The sequence below is a fragment of the Paenibacillus sp. 1-8 genome, assembly GCF_056316205.1.
Genome location: NZ_CM149995.1, coordinates 5,385,394 through 5,406,915, shown reverse-complemented (window position 1 = coordinate 5,406,915; position 21,522 = coordinate 5,385,394). Strand labels below are relative to the sequence as shown.

The following is a 21,522-nucleotide window of genomic DNA, read 5'->3' as shown; positions in this document are numbered from 1 at the left end:
TATCCAATCGTGCTAGTTTTACATATTCCAAGGGTTAAAAATCGTCATATCTCGTCAATACTGATCTATATGCACTTCATGATGATACACATGGCAAGATGCGTATAAGGAGGTAACGGGATATGAGGTGGCTTGGATGGCTGCTTAAAAAAGGAATGACGGTGGTGCTGGTCAGTGCTTTAACGCTGGCGGTAACAGGTGTGGTCGTAAATGCCTATGTTCAATCGCTGCTGCGGCAGTTTAACATTCAGCTGGATCATCAGCCAGTATGGGGATTGGGCTGGCTGACTGGAAGCTCTGGTACCGATAAAAGTACAGATACGGGAAAAAACAAAGCTACGGGCGGCGGTTCGGAAAGTGTAAAACCGCCTGATGATGCTTTGCCTGTCATGGGACAGGGCTTGGAAGCGAACGGGAGCGATACGGGAGGCACGGGTACCAGTGGGGCAACGAATGGGAAAACCCCGCAGGAGGGCGGTTCTTCGTCGGCTGGTGCATCTGGCAACGCATCACAGGAACGGGCAGAAGGTACAACTACACCTGAAATGAGTATTGAAGGTCATGAGCTGGTCATTACGCCTGATAATTTGACGGAAAAGAAGAATAGCTTACCCGCAGAGCAGAAGCAGGAAATTTTTGCGATTCTGATGAAAAAGCTACCGCCGGAGGAAATGCAGAAAATATCAGCCGCGATGGAAGGCGGCCTGACCGAGCAAGAGCTTCAGGATATTCAGCAGGTGCTTGCCAAATATTTGACCAAAGAGGAATACAACAAGCTGATGGGTATGCTTAAATAGACATGCTCACAATAGGACTGTGGAATCCGCGCCGGGCGCGGATTTTTTTGCGTGTCAGGAAGGATCTGGAGTGCAGTTGAATTCTTTGTAAAAGCTATGTTAAAGTAAACAGTGTCGCGAAAAGGTTAAAATTTTGAAACCTTTTACGCAACTATGCAATGAGAGATAGCGACTAATATCATAGATACTTGTAAATACAGGCTAGATTCATAGGGTGAGAGACCAATAACGAACGCATTTATATAGAGATAAGATATGCTGAAAAGGAGAGAATCATGAAGGTTTTGAAGGAGAAGCATTCACCAGACAGCAGGAATGAAGGTTCGAGCATGGAAGACAAGCCTGCTGGGGAAACGGGAAAAATAGCAAAGTGGTGGAGCGGACGGAGAAAATGGTTGAGCTGGACCGCAGGCGGTGTGGTGATTGCAGGCAGTCTTATTTTTGCGGGTAATCAATATGTCGGGGCCAATACAGTCCCTTATTATAAAGTGTATGTAAAAGGTGTCGAGGTTGGAAGCATCCTCAATGAGCAACAGCTAAAGCAATTGTATACAATGAAGAGCAAGCAATATAAGGATAAGTATCCCGGTGTGGACATGGTGCTCAATACGAGCGCGGTAACGACAGGCATCGAAAAGGCGTATAAAGTGGATATCGACAGCGGAGCAACACTGAAGAAGCTGGACGGGTTGCTGACCGCATATGCCAAAGGAGTAGAAGTAAAGGTCAACGGCCAGACGGTCGGTATTGTAAAGGATAAAGCGACTGCGCAGGCGGCTTTAAAGCAAGTGCAGAAGAAATACACACCTGCGGGTGAAGGCGTGGCTACAGGCATCAAGGGACTGGTTCGCAAAACATCCGTGGGCAGCAGTCATGCAAGTACCAGTAGCAAAACCCCTAAAGCGTGGCTGGAGTCTGCCAGTATTCGCGAGAAAATTGCATACGAGCCTGTAAAAGCAGACCCGAACAAGGTGCTGACTGAGGCAGAAGCGGTTAAAGCACTGACCGAAGCGCGTGAGGCACCTGTAACGTACACAGTGCAGGAAGGCGATTCCTTGTCGTCGATTGCGAATAAATTTAATATGACCGCTTGGGAGATTAAGCAGAACAACCCCGGCTCGCGTGAGCGGTATCTGCAAATCGGGGATGAACTGAAGCTCACGGCTCCAAAGGCTCCGGTTACGGTCCGGACGGTGGAGAAGGTCGTCGAGCAGATTGCCATTGAGCCTGAGATTGAGGTTCGCCAAAGTGACGAACTGAAAGCAGGAGTCACCAAGGTCGTCAGACCGGGACAAGCGGGCTTGAAGGAAATGGATTACCGTCTGACCAAGGAGAACGGCGAGGTTGTGCAAGAAGAATGGCTCGGTCAAAAGGTATTGCAGCCGTCTGTTACCGAGGTGGTTCTGAAAGGAACGAAGGTCGTGGGCGAAGGTTCGGGTCAATTTGCTTGGCCGACTGCGGGTGCGACCATGACGAGTAGTTTCGGGGGACGCTGGGGGCGTATGCATGAGGGTGTCGATTTGGTCGGTAGTCCTGACATTCACGCATCGGATGAAGGCGTAGTCACATTTGCAGGGCAGCAGAATGGATACGGCAATGTCATTATGATCGATCATCGCAACGGCTACCAAACGGTGTACGGGCATTTGAGCAGCATTGGCGTTCATGTAGGACAGGTCGTTCAACAAGGCGAGTCGATCGGGGTTATGGGGAACACAGGACGCTCGACAGGAACACATCTGCATTTTGAAATACGTAAAGACAATACGCCACGTAATCCAATGACGTATTTAAGATAGATGGGTTGTTTATAACGATGGGTTATTGATGATTCATGAAGATCAAGGGGAAAGGCCATGTTTTTCTGCATGCTTAAAGTCAGGTGCAGGCATGGTTTTTTTCTGCGTAAAGAAAGGGTCCGAAGAAGTAATGGAATGGCGCATAGGTATGATAGAATAGAATAAGCATCTTATGGATACTGACAAACGAAAGTTAATATATAACATGATCCGTGAGAAGAGGTGAGCGCTGTATGCAGGGAACGATTCTGGTGGTGGATGATGAACAGCCTATCGCTGATATTTTGAAATTTAATTTGGAAAAAGAGGGCTATCAGGTGATTTGCGCCTTCGATGGAATCAGCGCGGTGGATATCGCGGTCAAGCAGCAGCCTGACCTGATTCTGCTCGACCTGATGCTGCCGGGGATGGACGGCATGGACGTGTGCCGCGAGGTGCGCGGGCATCAGCTCCAGACGCCGATTATTATGCTGACTGCCAAAGACGGCGAAATCGACAAGGTGTTGGGGCTGGAACTGGGCGCAGATGATTATGTGACGAAGCCGTTCAGCACACGGGAATTGCTGGCGCGGGTGAAGGCACAGATGCGCAGACAGCAGCGCGGCGGGGCAGGCACGTCGGAAAGCCGCTCGCAGGAAGAGAAGCAGGGGCTGCGCGTGGCGGACCTCTTTTTTGATACGGATATGTATACAGCTTACAAAAACGGTACACCGCTCGATCTGACGCACCGGGAGTATGAGCTTCTGTATTATATGGCGAAAAATGCCGGGAAGGTCATGACGCGGGAGCATTTGCTCCAGGCGGTATGGGGCTTCGAATACTACGGAGATGTGCGGACGGTGGATGTGACGATCCGGCGGCTGCGCGAGAAGATTGAGGAAAACCCGAGCAAGCCGGAGACGATCCTGACGCGCCGTGGACTCGGATACATTATTAGCGGGGGCAAAGGTGGCCTGCGGGCATGAGATGGCTGTCTTTCTTTCGCACTATTCATGCGAAGCTGATTATTATTTATGTGCTGTTGATTTTAGTGGCGATGCAGCTGATCGGGGTTTATTTTGTCAGCTCGATGAAGAACTCTCTGACGAGTAACTTTACACAGGACTTGCAGGCACGGGCGGAAATGCTGTCCGTGCTGGCAGAACAAGATCTGAGCGGCAGTGACGGTAAAATGGAGGAAGACAGCGTAGAAAGTTTGCGTGCACGCGTGAATAATCTGTTTGATTTCAGCGGCGCAGAAATTCAGGTGCTGGATGCCAGCGGTAAGGTGCTGATTACGTCCCAAGGCTCACACGCCGATTATGTCGGACGCAAAAATACGCAGACGGTGGTCAGCCGCGCACTCCAGGGTATCCGTGACAACGAGGAATACATGGTGGACGAGGATAATGTCCGCAAGAAGGTCGTTGCCAAGCCCGTCATCAGCCAAGGCAAGATTGTCGGCGCAGTGTATATCGCTGCCTCCATGACCGAGCTGTACGATACGATGAAACGCATTAACAATGTGTTTCTATCAGGCATGCTCATTGCATTGGCGTTGACGGCTGTGCTGGGCGTGGTGCTGGCGCATACGATTACACACCCGATTAAGGTGATGACGCGTCATGCGACAGAGGTTGCCGAGGGCAAATTCGACCAGCAGATGCCTGTGTTTGGCGACGATGAGATCGGCAGGCTCAGCGTGGCCTTTAACTATATGACAGGCCGCTTGCGCGAGGCGTTGTCGCAAAATGAAGAGGAGAAGGAAAAGCTCTCCTCCATCTTGACCAACATGAGCGACGGTGTGGTCGCTACAGATGACAATGGCCGGGTTATTCTGGTCAACCGCCGAGCCAGTGCGATGCTGGGCGTGAACGAGAACGAAATGACCGGCAGACATATTGCGGTGCTGCTCGGTATCGACCCGGAGGAAACCGAGGCCCTGTACAGCGGTTCCTCGGCTTCCACGCTGTTACAGCTGGAGCCCGCGGGTCAGGACGAGCCGATCGTTATCCGCGTGACGTTCACGCCGATTCATCGGCGTGAATTCGGCATCACGGGAACGATTGCGGTGCTTCAGGACGTGACGGAGCAGGAGGAAATGGAGACAACACGGCGGGAGTTCGTAGCGAATGTATCGCATGAGCTGCGCACCCCGTTGACGACGATCCGCAGCTATGCCGAAGCGCTGGATGACGGGGCAATGGGTGAACCGCAGCTCGCGGAGCGTTTCGTAGGCGTGATCCGCAACGAGACGGAGCGTATGATCCGGTTAGTTACGGATTTGCTGCATCTGTCGCGGCTGGATTCCAATGAGGCGCCTTTGCGGATGCAGCCTGCGGATGTGATGGAGATGCTGGACGAAGTCGCGGATCGATTTTCTTTTCAAATGAAGCAAAAGAATATCCGGTCTGGAATGTTCGTGGAGCAGGGGATCGGCAAGGTCGTGATTGACCGGGATCAAATTGAGCAGGTGTTGGACAATCTGATGTCCAATGCTTTGAAATATACGCCGGAGGGCGGAGATATTCGAATTGAAGCTCGCCGCAATAGTGAGGGAATGCTGGCTATTTCGGTTCAGGATACCGGGATAGGGATTCCCAAAAAGGATTTGGACCGGATTTTTGAACGGTTTTACCGTGTGGACAAGGCCAGATCGCGCAATATGGGTGGCACAGGCTTGGGGCTATCGATTGCCCGGGAAATTGTAAAGGCGCATGGGGGCCAGATTTTTCTGGAGTCAGAATACGGTCAGGGAACCTGTACGACCTTTACACTACCCATGTCGGGTGAGGGGAGGGAAGCACAGTGAAGGAACGTTTGAAGTCATGGGCGCTTATTTTGCTGGTTGCTTCCAGTCTCATACAGAGTTATTTTCTGATTTATCGCCTTCCGGGCAGTGATTCTGTACTTACTTCGGAGACGAATTATGTCAAAACCGAGAGCATGGGACAGGAGAAAAAGATTGAAAATCTCGTGTTTCCCGATAAAATGCTGATTCACCAAGGGCAAAACAAGCATACCGTTTTTTATCCGGGCGTTGCTTTCTATGATTTGATTTTTACACGGCTGGAAAGCCGGAGCTTTAACAGCTTTCAACGTCGGAGTATCCATTCGGCGGATTGGGCGCGGATTCGCAGCGAGAATGAGGGCATGGAGCTGTCCTTTTCGGGGGGCGTCCCTGTTTCACTGCTGGAGAGGGTCATGCGTCTGACGCCGGATTCTGTATTTCAGGGAGAGACGATTAACCGTATCTGGATCTATATAGATGAGAAAAATGCCAAGCCGCATGCTCTCTTTTTCAGTGCCAGAGGCGATGTGGTGTATGAGGCGAATCAGTTCGATATGACGGTGGAGGATATCCGGCAGCATGTGAATTTCGGTAAAAATGCCCCGTTGTACGAGCTGGTGGATAATCAGTATTACATTCCCGCAGATAACCTGGAGACGGTGCAGCCAGTGGTATATGCCGGGTTGTTCACGACAGAGCAGATGCAGCGGAATTTATTTTTCGATCCGGGGATTACGCGTAATATTCAGGAGAAGGATGGTTCCCAAATTTATACAGACAGCAAGCGCAGTCTGCAAATCAAGCAGGATCAGCGATGGATGAGCTATACCGATCCCAGCGCCCCGGGAGCGAGCGGAAGCAGCCCGATTAGGGATGTGTTGGCCGCGGTTGATTTTGTAAATCAACATGGCGGCTGGGATGCTTCTTATCAACTGAAAATCAGAAGCAGCGATGAAGACCGTACAAGTGTGCTGTTTCAGCAGTATTACGGGGCTTATCCGGTGCTGGACACGCCATCCTTCCGGTTTGGCACGATTTTGTTGGAAATCCAGCAGGAAACGGCATCCGTCTATGATCGTTCGCTGTTGTATCTGAAGGGCGGCGAACAATCCTCGAAAAAGGTTATGCTTCCAGGCGGCGAAACCTTGAAGAAGCAGTTGGACGCTGTAGCCAAAGGGAAAACGATTAGAAATCTGACCCCTGTATATCAGCCGGAGCTGATCAATGATGGGTTAAAGCTCGTTCCCGAGTGGCGGGTTACGTTGGGCGATGGTTCAGTAGCAGAGATTCACGCTGTGCCGTAACAGCGACAACGTCGAGTACACCGCAAACACAGCAATCTCAGGAGTCAAAGAAGTGACCATATAGGCTTATGGCAGAAAGGGGGAACGGGAATGGATTGGAGCCGCGCGAAAAACGTACTGATCTGTACATTTTTGCTGCTCAATGTAGTGCTGGGGCGCCAGTTGTGGAATGATGCGCAGGAAACGGCAGGGCCGAATTTGGATTTTACTTCATTGGATGAAAATACGCAGCGTTTAATGGAAGAAAAGAGCATTCAGGTGCTGGCTCCGATTCCCGGGGATACCCCGCAGCTGCCCAAGCTTTCCTACACGTATGTTCATAGTGGGAAAAAGGATGATCGCGTGCAGCTGGTAAAGCCGGTAGACAGCAAGCTTGTATTCACTCACGATTCGCTGGTTGAGGCATTACAGCCGCAAATCAAGGATATCGACAACTACCAGTATGATCCACTGGATGTACAGGAGGAGCCGGCATCCGGACAGACGGACGCTTTTGTGCTGCATCCGTTGGTACAGGATAAATGGCCGCTGTTTAATGTGAAGCTGGCTCTGTTTTACAGCAATCAGAAGATTACAGGATATCGCAAAATTCAGGTTGATCTCCAGCCCTCGGATGAAGCGAAGAAAATGCTGCCCGCATCCAAGGCGCTGGCACGGTTGATTGACAGTTATTTGCCGCGTGATGCGATTGTGAAGGATATTCGGCTTGGTTATTACGGACAAACCTTTAACTCGGATAGCCAGGTAGCTGCGCCTGTATGGCGGTTTATGCTGGATAACGGGCAAGGCGTGTATTACGTGCAGATGAATGGAGATGTCATAAGTCCAAAGACAGAACAAACAGAAGGGTCTTGAACAGATATGGGGATTTCATTTACCGTGCTGTCGAGCGGTTCGACCGGCAACGCCACCGTTGTCCGGAACGAAGACACGACATTACTCATCGACGCAGGTCTCAGCGCGAAGCGTATTGATGAATTGCTAAAGGAACGCGATCTGAGCGGAGAAGAGCTGGATGGTATTTTGGTCACACATGAGCATTCTGATCATGTTAAAGGACTAGGCGCCATGGCGCGTAAATATAATGTACCTGTGTATGCGAATGAGAAGACATGGTTTGCTATCAGTAATGCCGTCGGTCAGATTGCGGACGATAACCGCAGAATATTGGAGACAGGCGGCACACGGGAATTTGAATCGTTGCGCGTAGAGTCTTTTGGCATATCCCATGATGCGGCTGAGCCGGTAGGCTATAGCTTTTACGATGGGGCAGAGAAGCTCAGTGTAGCTACTGATCTCGGCTATGTCAGCGACAAGGTGAAGCAGGCCATTTCAGACGCAGATGTATTGGTACTGGAGTCTAATCATGATGTGGAAATGCTGCGCATGGGACGTTATCCATGGAATATCAAGCGCCGTATTCTCAGCGATATCGGTCACTTATCCAATGAAACGGCGGGCGCGATCCTTAGCGAGCTGCTGACGGGACGGACGAAGCGAACGTATTTGGCGCATTTGAGCCGCGACCACAATATGATGGAGCTGGCAAAGCTGACCGTGCGCGGAGCAATGGAAGATCGCGGCTGCTTTTACAAGGACAGTGAGTTCCGATTGTGCGATACGTATTATGACCGTCCTACACCGTGGGATAAGGTAAGTGAGCCATAAAGCTGTCCAGCTCGGCGGCTTTGCGTTCTACCTCTTCGCGGGTCACAATGCCTTTGTCCACCAATAGCTCAATGAGTGTACTTAACGCCAAAGTGTTGCGGTAATGCTCGTCTTTCAGATCCGCAAGCTTGGCAGCCATACGAACTTCATCCATAGCTGAGCGATGTTGATTCATCATACATTCCTCCTGTTAAAATATTTGAAAAATGGCGTGTGATCAGCTTGGTTTTGCCGGGTGCTGTGATACAATAAAGCTAACAACTGAAAGCTTTCTGAAAGAAGGCTTGTATCGGAAGCATAAGCTGTTACAAGCGAACGGGAACAGGCCAGAACGTCTCTATGAGACGATCATTTTGTAATAGAATAGAAGACTTGTTACTATTGTAGTCAACTGATTTGGAAATCATTCCTCCTTTTTCCTCTATTCGGAGTGGGATGCGACGTGTATGCTGGTTTATGAGATCAGGATGCTTAGGGAGGCCCCATTTGTGGTGATTAATAAGTAGGCTGAAATGAGCGGTTGTTTCGGTCATGGGGGATATTCAATCCATTTTGGCGTTCAAACGGAGCGAGTCTCAGTAGCATAGGTTGGCGCAAGCCCGAATAGCCCTAATTTTTTAGTGAGTGTCGGTGCATGACAACGAAGGGGAGAGGATTAGCATGGGCTTGTTTGATGACGATTTTTATTCAACGAGGGTATCCACGCGTGCGGCCAAAAAAAAGGCATTCAAGGCACGTCGTGGAGGACAGGGACGATGGCCGTACAGGAACCGGGGCGTGAGTCCGGTGCAGGCTGCTGTCATTAGCGGTGCAGTCAGTGCGGTAGTTGCGGTGCTCCTGTTCAGCTTTATTACAGGTCTGCCCTCCACTACAGCGGTAACCGGAGCAAGTCATTATCCCATGCGCCAAGCGGCGGGTGACCCGTATGACCGGATTGTGCAGGCGGCAGCCAAGGTGCGTCCGGCCGTCGTCAGCATCGTGAACCTGAAAGGGGGAGACGGTCATAGCGCAGAGCCGTCGGCGCTTGGATCGGGTGTTATTTTCCGGATAACCTCCGGCAAAGCCTTTATTATGACTAACAATCATGTGATTGAAGGCTCGGATGATCTGGAGATTGTAACTGTGGATGGTGTCAAAAAAGAGGCGAAGCTGATCGGCAAGGATCGCATTAGCGATATCGCAGTGCTGGCGGTAGACGATAAGGGCATTAGCACGATAGCGGATATCGGTGATTCCAGTAAGCTTCGTCTGGGCGAGACCGTGATTGCCATTGGTAATCCGCTTGGCTTGGGCGATACGCTCACCTCCGGCATTGTGAGCTATACGAATCGGATTATTCCCATTTCCATTAATCAGGATGGCGTATATGACTGGGAGCAGCATGTCATCCAGACCGATGCAGCGATTAATGAAGGAAACAGCGGCGGTGCGCTGGTCGATCTGGACGGACGTGTGATAGGCATCAATACGATGAAAATTGCCGATACCGGTGTGGAAGGACTCGGCTTCGCCATTCCCGCCAATGAGGTCATGAAGACGGTGAATGAACTGGTTGAGGACGGCAAGATTACCCGTCCTTATCTGGGAGTATACACAGTTGACCTCAATAATGAGTATGCTCCGCTGGATGAAACACAGCGCAAGGAACTCAAGTTGCCTGATACCGTAAAGGACGGAGCGGTTGTTCTGGAGGCGCACGGCCCTGCCGAGGAGGCAGGCTTGAAGCTGAACGATGTCATTACCGCGTTCGATATTGAACCGATTAACTCCACGCTTGATTTGCGCCGCTACTTGTATGATAACAAGAAGATTGGCGACGAGCTGAAAGTTACCTTTTACCGGGCAGGCAAGGAAGAATCCGTGACGTTGAAATTAACGGATAAGCCGGACGGCTAAGGTATAATTTATAGGCATAACTATAAAAAAGGGCGTTCTCCGGATCATTTTCCGGGAACGCCTTTTCAGTTTGTCGGTTGTATTTTAGGTTAGGATGCCGTTCCCGTTACACAGGTTCCGTTCTTGGTAATTTTGTATGTTACCACATCACCGCTCCAGAAATGGAACTTCAGCGTGACTTCACCATCCTTCACACTGTTAAAAAATTCAGGTAGCAGCTTGATGCCATTCGCATCATACGCAGGGGCAAAGGTGTTGCCAAATTCCTTATACGGTGTCCAATCCTGCGGACCGGCATTGCCGCCATTGGTATAAACAGCTTCCATTGTGGCAAGCTGGCTGCCACGGAAGTCCGTTGGAATGGTAAAGGTTTGCGTAGTACCCTCGGTAGCGCTTAATTTTGGTGTATCATACACGACTACTTTAAAATTCCAGTCTGCCCCCTTATTAAACTTGGCGTTAATTACTGCATTCTCACCATATTTACCGGAAGTGGTTAGGCTGGTAAGCAAGCTGGCCTTCAAGGTTAATGTATCTCCGCTCAGTGTGTATTCGGTGCCCTGTTTCAGTTGCTTGTTGTTGGCGCTTAGTGTGCTCAACTGATTGCCGTTCAGGTTTAAAGTGACCGTGGCATCCTGAACGGAAGTGCCTTTCTTCAAGTGAATGAGGTCACTGACTGCATTGGAGGAACGTCCTTTTAAGCTGGATTTCATGACATTAAAGAGTTCAGGATCGGACCACTTGTATGTTGTGCGGTTAAAATGCTGGCCGTTATCCCAGAGTATGCCTGTTATTTTCTTCTCTTTCATATAATAAGTCAGGTATTCAAAGAATTTCAGCTTTTCGCCTTGTTCAATAACACCTGTATTTTTATCGAAGCCGAGTAGGCCATATTCACCGACAATGACCGGAATGCCCTTGGCTACAAAGGCATTATAGACGTTATCAAAGGTTTGAATAATATCGTTTTTGGTATCCTTCTCAAATGTAGTATATCCGGCAATATTCACACTAAAAGGCCAATAGCCATAATAGTGGACAGTCGCAATCAGGTTGGGATCGTTCAGTTTGGTTATCGTGTTGTACAGCTCGTTGATTTTGTTCTGGGCAGGTGAAGTATCCAAGCCGGGCAGAACAAGTGGGCGGGTTGCATTATTGCCGCCAGAGGCGCGGACAATTTTGTGGAAGGAAACATTCAGTTCTTGGAGCATCTGGTTCATTTTCGCTTCATCCGTCGTTCCTCCTTCGGAGAAACGGGGTTCGTTAATGCTCTCGAACATCAGCTTGTTCGGCTGATCTTTAAAGCGATTGGCAATTTGTGTCCATAATGCGTTATAACGGGCCAGTACTTCATCATGCTTGGGCTCCATACTGCTTACCCATAACCACGAATCATGATGGACATTGAGCATGACGTACAGATTGGCATCCAGTGCCCAGCGGACGACTTCTTCTACACGGTTCATGTAGGCAGCGTCAACGGTATAATTCGGTGCAGCTCCGATGTGTTTATCCCAGGTGACGGGAATACGAATGCTTTTGTATCCTTGGGCAGCAATTTGCTTGATCAGTGCCTGAGTAATGCGTGGATTGCCCCAGGCAGTCTCATCTGCCCCGACAGCATCCAGAGAATTGCCCAGATTCCATCCGGGCTGCATGGCTTCGACATACGATTGCATACTGCTGGCGGCGGTGGCTTGTGGTGCTTGTCCTTCAGATTCAGCAGCGGCGGCAACGGACGCGAACGTAGATAACAACAGAGTGATGGCAAGGGTCAGCGACAGCAATGAAACGGGTCTTCGTTTTAACATAACAGGCAGGCCCCTTTACAAAGTTATTTTTGAAAGCGTTTTCCAATAAAACACTATCATACTATTTCAGTAAGGAATACCTGTAAAATTCATGTAAAAATCATGTGTAAATTAGATATTTTATCATCGTAAACGTTATGATTAATAATAAGAGGGAATTTGCGTAAAATTTATTGTCCTACCGGGAAAGCGGATTAGCGCGGTTTAGTCAGTACAGAAGGGAGAATGAACTGGATATGAACAAGTGGGATACCGAAGCCGTCGGCAGAGATGCTGGAACGATATCCCGATTACCACGAGGACCTGAACGTCAGTCATTTTCTCATTTTTAAAACCAAGCGTCAGGGATAGGAATCAGGCTCTTTCCTTTCCGCGTCAAGTGTGGTAGAACAAAGGAAGGCGTTTGTAACAGACACCAAACAACTGGAAGAGCTTCATACGGAAAGGGATGCAACTTGGATGTACGTGGTATGTAAAGAGCATGTGGAACTGGCAATTGATATGTTCGTCGATGAATACGAGGATGCACCGGATGTCGTCGATCTCAAGGAAACGAAATTTTCGGATTGGGACCCTCCAGTGAAGTGCAAGGAATGTGAGCAGAAAGCAGAATTTTTAGTCGTCTAAAAAAACAAGCACGGGCGTTTCGGGTAGAAACGTCCTTTTTGTATACCAGGATTTTTGCAAAATCCTCATACATAGAGCTATATTTATTCCCAACACGTGCTGAGACAGGAGTGAACGATGGATGGACCCTTTGCTGCATTCACTGTTTCGTCCGATTCAGGTCACTGGAAGTGATTCTTCCACAACCTATATCGAAAAAAGGCCGTCTGCTGCTCTTAGGGCTTACGTGGCATGTTATTGGGAGTCCGGTCCGTCTACTAGAGAAGTAGAGGGAGGTCTAGACGTTTCGTGTGAAGACGTAGCTTCATCATGCTGGCTGGAGGAAGAAGCGAAGGAGCGGGTATTGCCTGACGGCTGTACGGATATTCTATTAGAATATGACCCGAGCAGTCAGCGTTATGATCTGTCGTACTGCGGGACGTTTACACATCCGTTCGTGTCTGCCAGACAAGCAGGTACCGAGACACGCATTTTTGCTGTGCGATTTTTTCCGGGCGGGGCACATTATTTTCACGGTATGCCGACTCACTTGTTTACAGGCGGTAATTATCGCTTGGATGATATATGGCCCGAGAATATCGAGATCATAGGTGAGCGCATTTTGGAAGCTCGGGATTTCAATGAACGGGTGCGGATGATGGACGAGTATCTGAACCAGCTTATACTGCGCCAAGGGACGAACGATTGTGACCTGATGAAAAACCTGCTGCATCGTATTTTTGTAAGTAGTGGGAGTATGAGTGTTAAAGAGCTAGCAGAGCGCGAAGCGATCAGTGAAAGACAGATCAACCGCAAGTTCGGGCAATGGATCGGGATCAGTCCCAAAAAGTTCAGTGAAGTCGTTCGCTTCCAGAGCGTTCTGCAAAGTATTCAAAGCGGTGACCCTCTGGATTGGACGGAGCTTGCGTTGGAGCACAGCTTTTTCGATCAGGCGCACCTGATCCGTGATTTCCGCAGATTTTATGGTGATTCTCCGCTTACAGCGGCAAGGGATTTTCGAAAGTTGTCCGATTTCTACAATACACGCCCCGAGGCTTCCGTTATACTCAAAACATGAAGAAGAATGACAAAGGAGAGATGAGAACATGAGTGGAACGCTGCAAATTCGGGAACATTTGCTGAATGAGCTGGAGACTGGAGTACGAACAGGAGAAGCCCTGATCCGTAAAATACGTCCAGAGGATTGGAGCTTTCGTCCACAGGACAATTTCCGCTCACTTTTGGAGCTAGTGCATCATTTTGTACTCATTCCTGCTTCGGATCTTGCGATTATGCATCAGGAGAAGTCCGAGGAAGAAGTAGGAAATATTGAAAACAGCCTGTCCGAGGTAGACGATCCCGAACGCTTGGCTGCAAGCTTCAGAGAGAATTTTGAGGCATATAAGGCTTACATTCTTTCGCTCAGCGAAGACGATTATTTGAATCGTTCGACCAAAGCTTTTTATATGGAGCATGGACATGTGCAAGTCCAATGGCAGATTGAAACTGTGACACATGTATTCCATCACCGTTCGCAAATATATAATTATTTGAAGCAGTTGGGGCATGAAGTGAGCTTTTTTATGTTGTACGCTTGAGTATTTTTGTGAAGATTTATGGAGGGCACCTGTGCGGTGCTCTTTTTTTGGTTGTAATCAAGCTTTTCCGGGGTGGAATGGCCTTACTCAAACGCGCGTGAAACTTCTTTACTAACTCGTCTGAGAATCCCGATTTGCTTTTTATGTTCAATCCATTTTTTGTTGTAACTCAATTAAACCAACAATATTTTTTGTTATAGTAGTAAGAATTTCGAGCTCTGTTGTTTCTCTTGAATTTATGAGTACCATAAGTTCATTTATGATTTGTTTTCGATCCGAAGTTTCATCGAATTGAAAAAGTTCAAAGGGTGGAACTTTTAACGCTAAAATTATTTTTTCCAACGTCTCCAATGAAATATTTCGATCCCCACGTTCTACTCCGCCAATATAACTGTAATGAAGTCCTGCTGCTTCTGCCAATTGTTCCTGTGTCCATCCTTTAGCTTTTCTTAGTTCTCGTATCCGATTTCCGACGCTTTCTGGTAAACTCATGTAATCACCTCCACTTAAGGTTAGAAGAGGATAGAATATCGTTACAGACCATCTTATGCAAAATAAAATCATTAAAAACTGTACTTTTAAGTACTTTTTATATTGACCTTCATTCTCGTTTTCTATACAATTGGTTGTAAATGGAAATGTAAGGAGGGACTTTTCTTGAGAACTTCTATCCTAAAATCACTCAAACCTGACATCATTGTTGAAATGTTAGAGATGGCTGTGGCTTTTGAAAATTGGAAAAAGGTGATGGAGACGGCGGATATTTTGTACCAATGTGTACAGCGTATCTATGAAGAACGGCAGTATCATAAAGCAATGAAATTACCCATTCCGGATGTCAAGTTAGAGCGCCCGCTGGTATATTATTTTGGACTCAGTCACCTGATGTGTGGAATGGCTCACCAGAACCAGGGTGCATATGAGCAGGCAAGGGAGTGCATCTATAAGTATGCTGAGCTGGGTGGATGGAGGATCTAAAGGAAGAAGACAATCAGGTTGTTGAGGAATTCAGATTTTTAGCCAAGACTAATTTATATGCAGTAGATATTATGTCTGGAAATATAGAGCTGATCGAGGAATATGTAGCCTTTTTACAGGATAATCTAGAGGAAATATTACCGGGGCTGAATACCATATTACAGGCAGCGCTTATTTATCATTTGGATGTGGCAGATATTTTACATACGTTTGCAGAGCAGATTGATGAATTCGGGAGTTATGAAGACGCAGAGAACATATCTTACCATTATAGCTATTGCTATCATTTGGCTTTGTACTATCGGAAGTACGATAGATTACAGGATGCAGTGGGGCTTACTTTGCAGGCGATGCAACTAGCCAACCAGTCAGGTAACGATCGTAATTTCAAAAGATGTACGGCATTGTTCGAATCACTGCGCGAGTTTGCGACAGCGGAACAAATCAGCCAATATCGAAAGATGCTAATGCAGTGTCTTGATGAATACGAAACGGATAGGCATTTCATTGTGAAGAGCGTAAATGAATGATCCGCTATGATCTGAACAGGGAATAGGCTCGTAACAGAGAGGAAATAGATAGGTAAGAGACGTTTCAGGTGCTAAAATAACTATGTTAACGGTATCTTTTCATGTTAGGGATCGTAAATACGATTTTACATTATCATTCGACATAGATAGGGGTATGGAATTTGTTTATTCAACTTATAGGTGTTGGCAAGTTAAAAGAGAAGTATTTGGTCATGGGAATTCAGGAATACGCTAAACGGCTAGGCCCGTACATTAAGTTTCAAATGATCGAAGTAGCCGATGAAAAGGCTCCTGACACACTGAGCGAAGTGGAAGTTCGACAGGTCAAGGAGCGAGAGGGAGAGCGCATCCTTGCTCATGTGAAAAGTGAAGCACATGTCATTGTGCTTGCCATCGACGGCAAACTCTGGAGCTCGGAAGAGCTTGCGGAGGAATTGGACAAGCTTGGCACCTACGGTACAAGCCATGTTGTCTTCGTCATTGGTGGTAGTCATGGTCTCTCTGACGAAGTCCTTCGCCGCGCCCAGCAGAAGCTGAGCTTCGGAAGGATGACTTTGCCACATCAGCTAATGCGATTGGTGCTGGTGGAACAAATTTATCGGGCGGTGAAGATTAATCGAGGGGAACCGTATCACAAGTAGGGCGAAAATCTAATGGAGTAAAATTTTTAAATAAGCAATTTTGCGTTGTAGAAGTCTAGTTGTTAAACGGTACGTAACTAATGTCGAGCAACCAAAAGATATTTAGTATATGAAAAAGAAGGAAATTGAAAGCAGAAATAGAACATAAACAAAGTATGTAAGTTTTTAACCCTGTAACTGAGATGGACTGAAATATAAAAGTCATTAGGGGGATATATAGAATGTCTACAAATATGAAACTATTAGAAAAAGTATCAGATTTAATAAAAGTAGCATCTCAAACTTTCTCAGATAATGTTGCTGAGGATGTTTGTAATAACGCAAGGAAATCAGCAGAAGCAATAAGTAAGGCAGTTATATATAATCACTTTGGCGAACACCTTGGGACGGATATTATTTTAGGAAAGAAAAAAGCTGATGGAACTTCAGTAACCAGTAGAATTAAAGAATTAGAACTAGCTACATTGTCTCAAATTGTTACATGTGAAAATCCAAGAAATTCCACTATTATTACGAATAAACGTACAAGGCATAGAGTAGCTTCGTATCTTGAAACAGTTAGAACACATGGGAACCCTGCATCTCATGACCCTAATAGTGCAGAAGATTTCATAAGTATCGGTCATGTAAATATCACCAAGATTGCAGTTGTGAATTTATTAAAGTGGTTTTTTGAGGAATATTTGGAGGAGACTATTCCAACAGAGTTAAATGAGGTAGTTAAACTTCTATCAAACGGAGAGACTGCTTCGACAGTAATAAAAGAGTTGAGTAATCTAAAGAAATTCAATATTGAGTTAAAAGATTGGTTTCATGCTCTAGATTACACTTTTGATAGTTTAAATATTGAAAACGATAATTTTTTTGTTTTTGTGATAAAAATTCCTGAAAGACGGAGGACAATAGATGTTCTAGTTTATGGTGTAACATCACAAATTAAAGTACAACACGTAAAAGAGGTAGAAAATCTAACAAATTATCATGATTGTGATGAGGGGTGGGTGGTTTCAACTTCAAATGTGACTAAGGCAGCAAAAGATTATTCCGAAAAATCATCAGGGTCTCGTAGCTATATTTGTTATAATTTTGATCAACTAATTGAAGAAACCATTGATTTATCTAATTACTTTGAGTGGATCGAGACCGAGATAACTAATAAAAAAATTGAGAAAAATTACATACCACTGTACTGTGAGAAGATGGAAATAGATGAACGGACTAAACGTTTTGAAGCAAAAAATATTTACGATGAAGAAGATGGGGGTTTAGAAAGATATATAGATTATTGGCAACAAGATAACCAAAAAGAACATATTTCCATCCTTGGGGAATTTGGAACTGGAAAATCATGGTTTTGTTTATATTACACATGGAAAATGATAAAGAAATATAAAGAAGCGAAGAAAACAAACTTTCCCCGTCCAAGGATCCCAATATTAATTCATCTTAGGGATTATTCGAAAGCAATGAAAGTCGACACACTAATTTCCGATTTTTTCTTTCGACTTCATAAAATTGAAGTAAAAGGCGCATTTTCAGCATTCATGCAATTAAATAAAATGGGTAAATTGCTTCTTATATTTGATGGATTTGATGAGATGGCAGATAAAGTAAATAAACAAAAAATGATAGATAATTTTTGGGAGCTTGCAAGTGTCATTAACGGGAGTTCAAAGGTTGTTCTCTCATGTAGAAATGAACATTTTCCCCAAATAAAAGAGGGGAGATCGTTGCTAAATGCTGAATTAAAAGAATCAACAAAATTTTTAACAGGTGAGAGTCCCCAGTTTGAGGTACTACAGTTGTTAAAATTTAATGATGAACAAATACAAAAGATTTTGTCTCTGCATACTAATCCCGAGGCAGTAAGTAAGTTAATAAATAACGAGGAAATTAGGGATTTATTAGCTCGCCCTATAATGATTGATTTAATCATAGATGCAATAAAAGATATTGAAGATAACAAACCTGTAGATATGGCTAGAATTTATTTGTATGCGACACAACGTAAGATGGAGAGAGATATAAAGCAAGTCAGGACATTTACTTCCTTAGCAGACAAACTCTACTTTTTGTGCGAATTATCTTGGGAGATGATTTCGAACGATAAGCTGACTATTAACTATAAAGAATTCCCCAATGTTATAAACCGCCTATTTAATTTAGATGACAAGGAAATTGACTACTGGAGATACGATTTGAGAGGGCAGACAATTTTGATAATAGATGAGGAAGATGGTAACTATAAACCTGCTCATAAGTCATTTCTGGAGTTTTTTGTTGCATATAAATTTGCAGCGGAACTAGGTATCCTACCAGATGATTTTACAGAATGTGCGAGGCTTCACATAAATGACCAAGAAGCAGTAAATGAAGATTACACATGGTCTTCGTACTTTAATAGAAATAAAATTGAAGGTATGAAAAAAAAGTATAAGTTAAGACATTTTAAGCAAGAAGACATTCTGTACATTATCCAATCATTTGGTAAACTTCCGCTGACAAAGGCAATACTAGATCTAATGATGGATATTATTAAATTGGATGATGAGGAAGTTGAATTAAAACTCTTGAAATTACTAGATCAGTGTAGAAAAAAACCATTTGAAGAAGTTAACTATTTAACAAATAATATTGTGCTTTTGCTATTATCCTTTAGAAATGATTATTTTTCTAATAAGGATTTGTCAGACTTATCATTAAGAAATTTCTCTATACCAAGCAATCCAAAATATAGACCGAATAAACCTGAAATCGGTAAGAAATTCTTAAGTACTTATGGAGTTTTTACAAACACACTATTTGACAATTGTGACTTGCAAAATGCTGAATTGGGTAATTTCATATTTGAAAGAAAAAGAAACATTTATGCTGGTGCATCTTTTAGAAATGCAAATCTGAAAAATTTTAAATTTAATAGCTATCAAATCGATGATCTAGATATTGACGAAGTAAATAAAACTGTTGTTTTAGGCTCTCCGGTTCACATATTGATTCTTGATCTTGAGTCCTTTCAAGTTAAAGAGAGAGTAAATGATTCAGCGTGGAATGTTAGTATCAGCACAAACAAAAGAATTATTGCACACTCAGGTTGGGGAAAAATAAAAATTCGCTCGATTGAAAACCTGTCTCTTTTAAAAACTTTAGAAATTGAGCCGTATATTAATTCCAATGCAAGTGAGACCAGTAATTTGTGGACGGGTAAGTTTTTGTTTTCCAAAAGATCCAATATTCTATATGCTGGATGTAATAACTCTTACATTTACTTGTATGATCTTAATAGTAATAAAGAAGACGGATTGTAATATGAAGTGCGACACCTGCTGGAAATAAATAAAAAAGGGCCCATGGCCGGATTCGTGTAGAATGAAGTTACCACACCACCTTCTACAAAGGAGAATCCACCATGAGCTACACACATCTTAGCATAATCGAACGAAGCAAGCTAGAAATCCTGCATCAGCAGGGGAAAAGTGCAAGAGCGATTGCCAAGGAACTGGGCAGGCACCATGCGACCATTAGTCGCGAACTCCACCGCCATGACGAGCAAAAGGCGTATCATGCCGAGCGCTCTCAAGAGAGCTACCACCAGCGACGTAAGGCCTCGATTCCTGCCGGGAAGTGGACTGCTAAGCAGGCGGCGGTCATCGAAGAGAAGCTTCAGGCGACCTGGTCTCCAGAGCAGATCGTAGAGCGGTTGCGTCAGGAAGGACAGCGTGTGGTGTGTTTCAAAACCATTTATCGCTGGCTGTATGCAGGCCTTTTGGTGAGAGGGGCGCTAACCGTACTTCGGCACCAAGGCAAGCGACAGAAGCCAGCAGAAACCCGTGGCAAGTTTACCGTAGGTAAACCCATTTCAAAACGCCCTAAAGACGTCCGTTCTCGGGAAACGTTCGGCCATTGGGAACTGGATACCGTCGTCTCGGGCCGTGGAAAAAGTAAGGGCTGCGTAGCCACGTTCATTGAACGCAAAACGCGTCTGTATACCGCGATCAAGATGCCTGACCGCACGGCGCTATCGATGGAGATTGCCTTTGGCGTAGCCGCTTCTCAGTACCCTACCGGAGCCTTCCAGACCGCTACCGCTGACCGAGGCAAGGAGTTTGCTTGTTATCTCAGCCTGGAAGCTACGCATGGCGTTCAGGTCTACTTTGCTGATCCTTACTCGTCCTGGCAGCGGGGCTCAAATGAGAATGCCAATGGCTTGCTGCGAGAGTTCTTTCCCAAAGGGACGGATTTTGCTCATATCACGGATGAAGATTTGGAGAATGCCCTCTATCTCATCAACCACAGACCACGAAAATGTTTGGGCTGGAAGACTGCTCACGAATCCTTTTCAGAAGAACTGTCGCACTTGGCTTGACAATCCGTCAAGAAATAAAAGCTTTAGAATGCTTTTATAATGCTGACCGGTTATCTATCAATCATTCGGAGAATTTTCTTCTTAGTTCTGGATTTGATGAGTTTATTTTGTGGAATCTTCACACTAATGAGAAGGTATTTTTTGAAAAACTATCAAAAGAGGAAAATGATTTAGTTGAATTTTATGCTGCTTTTCATCCAAATTTAGATCAGTTCGCAGTTAGTGATGAAAAGTCGATTAGAATATTTGAAACCCAATCACAAGAAAAAATATTCGAGATTAGCCTAGAAGATTGCAGACATCTTACGATTAACGGAAGTGGTGAATTTATTGCTGTTTCGGTAAAAGGTGAGATCTTTATTTATAACTACAGCACTAAAGAATTATACACTAAGTTTAAAATTAAGAGTGTTATAAGTGAGAACAGTACAATAGCAGAGGAGGATGACGATGATTATAATTACTTTGTTGAAGAAATGAAATTCAATTATTATGGGACTATTATATATATATTAACTATGAGGGAATTATTGGCTGTAGATATATGTTCATTACAATTATTAAATAGATATTTGCATCTTGATGATCTAAGTGGGTGTGAATTTATAAACTCCTCAGGGTTGACACCTTCTAAAGTTAATGCCTTGAAGAAAAACGGTGCGATTTTCTAGTATGCAAGAGTTTATTAAAGATCAAGATCAATGACTTCTTCCGTAAACTGGCGATTGAACCTTAAAGTTTCACTCATATATTATTGAATC

At 45.3% G+C, this 21,522-nt stretch carries 17 protein-coding genes and 3 pseudogenes; 17 read left to right on the top strand and 3 right to left on the bottom strand.

Going from position 1 to position 21,522, the window contains the following annotated elements; translation table 11 throughout:
* Positions 1–122: 122 nt before the first annotated feature.
* The 7 genes and pseudogenes from AC0WRU_RS24955 to AC0WRU_RS24925 all read left to right on the top strand — a co-directional run bounded on the left by AC0WRU_RS24955 (position 123) and on the right by AC0WRU_RS24925 (position 8,338).
* The gene (locus tag AC0WRU_RS24955) at positions 123–797 is read left to right on the top strand and encodes a hypothetical protein (protein WP_476126743.1); all 675 of its coding nucleotides are present in this window, start codon (positions 123–125) and stop codon (positions 795–797) included.
* Positions 798–1,072: 275 nt separating this feature from the next.
* Entirely contained in the window at positions 1,073–2,596 is a 1,524-nt protein-coding gene (locus tag AC0WRU_RS24950) for a peptidoglycan DD-metalloendopeptidase family protein (protein WP_476126742.1), read from the top strand.
* 233 nt (positions 2,597–2,829) lie between these two features.
* Entirely contained in the window at positions 2,830–3,561 is a 732-nt protein-coding gene (gene yycF / locus AC0WRU_RS24945; protein WP_014278963.1) for a response regulator YycF, read from the top strand.
* The gene (gene walK / locus AC0WRU_RS24940; RefSeq protein ID WP_476126741.1) at positions 3,558–5,387 is read left to right on the top strand and encodes a cell wall metabolism sensor histidine kinase WalK; all 1,830 of its coding nucleotides are present in this window, start codon (positions 3,558–3,560) and stop codon (positions 5,385–5,387) included. The genes yycF and walK overlap by 4 nt, the downstream gene beginning before the upstream one ends.
* Positions 5,384–6,726: pseudogene (locus AC0WRU_RS24935) on the top strand (YycH family regulatory protein). Before walK ends, AC0WRU_RS24935 begins: the two are co-directional and overlap by 4 nt.
* Positions 6,727–6,760: 34 nt before the next feature.
* Positions 6,761–7,525 carry a two-component system regulatory protein YycI gene (gene yycI, locus AC0WRU_RS24930; protein ID WP_134911793.1) on the top strand — a complete coding sequence of 255 codons (765 nt, stop codon included), beginning with the start codon at positions 6,761–6,763 and terminating at the stop codon, positions 7,523–7,525.
* Positions 7,526–7,531: 6 nt separating this feature from the next.
* A complete protein-coding gene (locus AC0WRU_RS24925) occupies positions 7,532–8,338 on the top strand; it encodes an MBL fold metallo-hydrolase (RefSeq protein WP_476126739.1) in 807 nt (268 codons plus the stop codon).
* Here the strand turns inward: AC0WRU_RS24925 and AC0WRU_RS24920 are convergent.
* A complete protein-coding gene (locus tag AC0WRU_RS24920) occupies positions 8,307–8,513 on the bottom strand; it encodes a hypothetical protein (RefSeq protein ID WP_014278958.1) in 207 nt (68 codons plus the stop codon). The two genes, AC0WRU_RS24925 and AC0WRU_RS24920, sit on opposite strands and share 32 nt — an antisense overlap.
* Before the next feature lie 485 nt (positions 8,514–8,998).
* Between AC0WRU_RS24920 and AC0WRU_RS24915 the strand changes: the two genes are divergently transcribed.
* Positions 8,999–10,234, top strand: a complete 1,236-nt coding sequence (locus AC0WRU_RS24915; protein WP_476126738.1) for a S1C family serine protease — start codon at positions 8,999–9,001, stop codon at positions 10,232–10,234.
* A gap of 89 nt (positions 10,235–10,323) precedes the next feature.
* Here AC0WRU_RS24915 and AC0WRU_RS24910 read toward each other — a convergent pair whose 3' ends face one another.
* Positions 10,324–12,045 carry a cellulase family glycosylhydrolase gene (locus tag AC0WRU_RS24910; RefSeq protein WP_476126737.1) on the bottom strand — a complete coding sequence of 574 codons (1,722 nt, stop codon included), beginning with the start codon at positions 12,043–12,045 and terminating at the stop codon, positions 10,324–10,326.
* 252 nt (positions 12,046–12,297) lie between these two features.
* Between AC0WRU_RS24910 and AC0WRU_RS24905 the strand changes: the two are divergent.
* The 4 genes and pseudogenes from AC0WRU_RS24905 to AC0WRU_RS24890 all read left to right on the top strand — a co-directional run.
* A pseudogene (locus AC0WRU_RS24905) lies at positions 12,298–12,396 on the top strand (SAM-dependent methyltransferase); the annotation flags it as partial.
* A 108-nt stretch (positions 12,397–12,504) separates the two neighbouring features.
* On the top strand, positions 12,505–12,672 hold the full coding sequence (locus AC0WRU_RS24900; protein ID WP_081750721.1) for a CxxH/CxxC protein: 168 nt from the start codon (positions 12,505–12,507) through the stop codon (positions 12,670–12,672).
* 121 nt (positions 12,673–12,793) lie between these two features.
* The gene (locus tag AC0WRU_RS24895) at positions 12,794–13,729 is read left to right on the top strand and encodes a DUF6597 domain-containing transcriptional factor (protein WP_476126735.1); all 936 of its coding nucleotides are present in this window, start codon (positions 12,794–12,796) and stop codon (positions 13,727–13,729) included.
* A 28-nt stretch (positions 13,730–13,757) separates the two neighbouring features.
* Positions 13,758–14,249, top strand: a complete 492-nt coding sequence (locus tag AC0WRU_RS24890; protein ID WP_476126734.1) for a DinB family protein — start codon at positions 13,758–13,760, stop codon at positions 14,247–14,249.
* 147 nt (positions 14,250–14,396) lie between these two features.
* Here AC0WRU_RS24890 and AC0WRU_RS24885 read toward each other — a convergent pair whose 3' ends face one another.
* Positions 14,397–14,741: a helix-turn-helix domain-containing protein gene (locus AC0WRU_RS24885; protein ID WP_476126733.1), complete on the bottom strand. Its 345-nt coding sequence runs from the start codon at positions 14,739–14,741 to the stop codon at positions 14,397–14,399.
* A gap of 165 nt (positions 14,742–14,906) precedes the next feature.
* Between AC0WRU_RS24885 and AC0WRU_RS24880 the strand changes: the two are divergent.
* The 5 genes and pseudogenes from AC0WRU_RS24880 (at position 14,907) to AC0WRU_RS24860 (ending at position 21,432) form a co-directional block, all read left to right on the top strand.
* A pseudogene (locus AC0WRU_RS24880) lies at positions 14,907–15,757 on the top strand (DNA-binding protein).
* 161 nt (positions 15,758–15,918) lie between these two features.
* Positions 15,919–16,398 (top strand): 23S rRNA (pseudouridine(1915)-N(3))-methyltransferase RlmH, encoded by a 480-nt coding sequence (rlmH, locus tag AC0WRU_RS24875; RefSeq protein WP_452484607.1) that lies wholly within the window; start codon positions 15,919–15,921, stop codon positions 16,396–16,398.
* Positions 16,399–16,619: 221 nt separating this feature from the next.
* Positions 16,620–19,703 (top strand): restriction endonuclease, encoded by a 3,084-nt coding sequence (locus tag AC0WRU_RS24870; RefSeq protein WP_476126732.1) that lies wholly within the window; start codon positions 16,620–16,622, stop codon positions 19,701–19,703.
* 101 nt (positions 19,704–19,804) lie between these two features.
* Positions 19,805–20,761 carry an IS30 family transposase gene (locus AC0WRU_RS24865; RefSeq protein ID WP_476126731.1) on the top strand — a complete coding sequence of 319 codons (957 nt, stop codon included), beginning with the start codon at positions 19,805–19,807 and terminating at the stop codon, positions 20,759–20,761.
* Positions 20,758–21,432 (top strand): hypothetical protein, encoded by a 675-nt coding sequence (locus tag AC0WRU_RS24860; RefSeq protein ID WP_476126730.1) that lies wholly within the window; start codon positions 20,758–20,760, stop codon positions 21,430–21,432. Before AC0WRU_RS24865 ends, AC0WRU_RS24860 begins: the two co-directional genes overlap by 4 nt.
* The last annotated feature ends 90 nt before the right edge of the window (positions 21,433–21,522 follow it).